The sequence below is a fragment of the Mycobacterium sp. TH-M25 genome, assembly GCF_057473665.1.
On the sequence record NZ_JBYCLA010000532.1, the window covers coordinates 1 to 3,242 of the forward strand.

Below are 3,242 nucleotides of genomic sequence, written 5' to 3' on the forward strand. Positions count from 1 at the left end.
ATGCAGGGCGGAGCGGCGGGCGCCCGCTACGCCCAGATCGTCCCGAAGGAGCACACCAACCTGCACCTCACCGGTGCCCCGCACGCGGTCGCCGCGGCCAACAATCTGCTGGCGGCGATCATCGATGCGCACATCCTGCACGGCAACGAACTCAACCTGGATCCGCTGTCGATCACCTGGCGACGCTGCCTGGACATCAACGACCGTGGGCTGCGGCACACCGTGACCGGCCTGGGCGGCCACGTCAACGGCGTGCCGCGGGAGACCGGGTTCGACATCACCGCAGCATCGGAGGTGATGGCGATCCTCGGCATGGCGTCGGATCTGGCCGACCTGCGCCGCCGATTCGGCGCGATCACCGTCGGGGCCACCCGCGACGGCGCGCCGGTGACGGCCGAGGACCTCAACGCCGCCGGCTCGATGACGGTGCTGATGCGCGACGCCATCCATCCCAACCTGGTGCAGACCCTGGAGGGCCAGCCGGCGTTCATGCACGCCGGGCCGTTCGCCAACATCGCGCACGGCAACAACTCGGTGGTCGCCGACCGGGTGGCGTTGAAGGTCGGCGACTACGTCGTCACCGAGTCGGGTTTCGGCTCCGATTTGGGCATGGAGAAGTTCATGGACATCGTCTGCCCGGCGGGCCGGCTCACGCCGAATGCGTGTGTGCTGGTGGCGACCGTGCGGGCACTCAAACATCACGGCGGCCTCGCCGACCCGCAGGCGGACCGCGCCGAGCAGCTGCGGGCGATCGAGACCGGGATCGCCAACCTCGCACGCCACGTCGACAACGTCGCGGTCTATGGCCTGCCGTGCGTGGTCGCCATCAACCGGTTCCCCAGCGACACCGACGAGGAGTGCGACCTGGTGCGTAAGCTCGCGCTGGACGCCGGGGCGTTCGCCGCCGAACTCAGCGAGGGCCCGACGAGGGGCGGCGACGGCGCCACCGCACTCGCCGAGGCCGTTGCCGTCGCCGCCGATCAGCCCTCCGGCTACCGGCCGCTGTATGCGCCGGAGGCGACGATCCGCGACAAGATCGAGACCATCGCCCGGCGCATCTACGGCGCCGGCAGCGTGCAGTACCACCCGGCGGCCGCCGAGAAGATCGCCGCCTTCGAGGCTCAGGGGCTCGGTGCCCTGCCGGTCTGCATGGCGAAGACCCAGTATTCGCTATCCGCGGATCCGAAGCTGCTCAACGCCCCGGACGGTTTCGAGATCCCGATCCGGGACATGCGCGCCTACACCGGGGCCGGCTGGCTGGTGGCGCTGACCGGCACCATCCAGCAGATGCCTGGCCTGACCAAGACCGCGGCAGCCTACGGTATCGACATCGACGAGAACGGGCGCACGGTCGGGCTGTTCTGAGCCGAGGCCATGATCGGTCTCAGGGCCGGGGTCGAACGGCGAGCCGAAGGCCGTTGGTGATCAGTACCGGAGGAGCGATGCGGAAATAGGCGCACCATCGCGTTCCAGCCTGTCGATGATGTCCCCGACGGTCAGCGGCGGATTTGTGCACACCGCGGCGGCTTCGGTCACCGCCTGACCTGACTTAGGACATTTGCTTAGTCTAAACGTCCGCCGCGACCGGATAACCCCGGCGACCCCGCACGTCTCACATGTCCGGCTCGCCTGGGCGACCGCGCCCAGCACGATGCCGTCCACGTCTGCGCCCTCACCGTCGTGCGTCGTGCCGACGACCAGACAGCCCCACGAGACCTTGATTTGCTCGTACCGCGAATCGGGCGCGACCGTCCCCAGCGCCCGGTCCATCGACACCAGCACGTTGTGCCACCCGGCCCCGACCGCGACCTCCGGCGCACACCCCGACGCGAACCGGGACCGCAGGGCAGCCAGCGGGTCCGGCTCCGGTGTTTCACCCCCCATTCCCGCCAGGGTGGCACGCAGCTCCGACCGGGCGTCGAGCTGCTGTGACGTCCCCGCCCGCATCGGTTACGCTCGCCGCATGACGGCCCCGGCCCAGATAGCGGTCACCCCGGATGGTGTGCGGGTGCTGGCCGACGGCTTCGCCGCCGGTGCTCCGGTAGTCGCGGCATCGGGGCGGCAGGCGAACGCGGCATCGGTGGGCAGGCTGGACGTGCTGGCCGGGAAGGTCAACACGGCGGCGGCGTCGCGGCTGCGGACCACCGGAATCAAATTGGGGAGGGCCGCCACCAAAGTTTCCAACAACGAAACCCGCTCTGCCAGGCAGCTGCCGCAAGTGCCGATACTGGCGTAGCCATGGCCGATGTAACCCCGGCGATCCCCACCCTCCCGCAGGTCAAGTCCGCCAGCTTCGATCACCTGACGTAGGCGGCCGCCCGCTGGCGGACCATGGCCGACAGATGGGTGGCTGGGTTCACCGAGGTGCGCGACGAGGCCGCGCTTCCCGGCGGCACCGTGTGGGAGGGCAACGCCGCCGATGCGCTGCAGGCGCGCACCACCGGTGACGTGACCACGATCATCGCCCCGGCCAATCAGCTGCACGCCGCCGCCGGGATCGCCGAGCGCGGCTATGACCAGCTGACCGTCCACCGCGACGGGGTGCTCGAAGCCGTCGTCGACGCCGAACGAGACGGGTTCAACGTCAGCGACACCTACGGGGTGACCGACACCCGGACCAGCCACACCGACGCCGAGCTGGCCGAGCGGCAGAAGGCCGCCACCGGCCACACGAACTTCATCCGGCACCGGGTGATGGGCTTGGTGGACGCCGACCGCGAGATCGCCACCAAACTCGACACCGCCACCGCCGGACTCGAAGGCTTCACCTTCGGCGAGGAGCCCGACGGTAACGCTCAGTTGGTCGACCACAATTTCAAACAGGGACCGGGGCTGGAAGGACCGCCCAGGGATGACATCATCGCCGAGGCAACGGACTTGGCAGGTAATCGTGTCGTGCTTCGACGTGGGTTTTGGGACCCGATGTCCCCAGATGATGGCTGGGGATGGGACAAGGTGTCCGGTAAACACGGCATCACGAACGTCAACGTGTTTCGTGACTTAGTCTCTCACAGCGCGCCAGTCGAGCGGCAAGGCAACAGTCTGGTCTACGAGGTTCCAATCGAGCGCACCGAGACAATCCGACATCAGTTCGGCCCATTCCACTGGTATGAATATCGCAGGACCGGTGAGATCGTGACGATAAAGATTGGGCTCTACTGACGTGAATGTGGATGACCTCCTGTGTGGTATGGGAGTTCGAGGGTGACGGGTCCGCAGGCCAGGAGAACGAGCGCGAGGGC

Annotated in this window: 4 protein-coding genes; 3 read left to right on the forward strand and 1 reads right to left on the reverse strand. The window is 68.1% G+C overall.

The window, feature by feature from the left end; genetic code table 11:
• Positions 1-1,365 (forward strand): formate--tetrahydrofolate ligase (locus tag AC2VOU_RS17835; protein WP_486958572.1); only part of this gene is annotated, 1,365 nt, incomplete at its 5' end.
• A gap of 60 nt (positions 1,366-1,425) precedes the next feature.
• Here AC2VOU_RS17835 and AC2VOU_RS17840 read toward each other — a convergent pair.
• Positions 1,426-1,884 carry a VapC50 family PIN domain-containing toxin gene (locus tag AC2VOU_RS17840; RefSeq protein ID WP_486958573.1) on the reverse strand — a complete coding sequence of 153 codons (459 nt, stop codon included), beginning with the start codon at positions 1,882-1,884 and terminating at the stop codon, positions 1,426-1,428.
• A 79-nt stretch (positions 1,885-1,963) separates the two neighbouring features.
• Between AC2VOU_RS17840 and AC2VOU_RS17845 the strand changes: the two genes are divergently transcribed.
• Positions 1,964-2,236 carry a hypothetical protein gene (locus AC2VOU_RS17845; protein ID WP_486958574.1) on the forward strand — a complete coding sequence of 91 codons (273 nt, stop codon included), beginning with the start codon at positions 1,964-1,966 and terminating at the stop codon, positions 2,234-2,236.
• Between the two features lie 95 nt (positions 2,237-2,331).
• On the forward strand, positions 2,332-3,162 hold the full coding sequence (locus AC2VOU_RS17850; protein WP_486958575.1) for a hypothetical protein: 831 nt from the start codon (positions 2,332-2,334) through the stop codon (positions 3,160-3,162).
• The last annotated feature ends 80 nt before the right edge of the window (positions 3,163-3,242 follow it).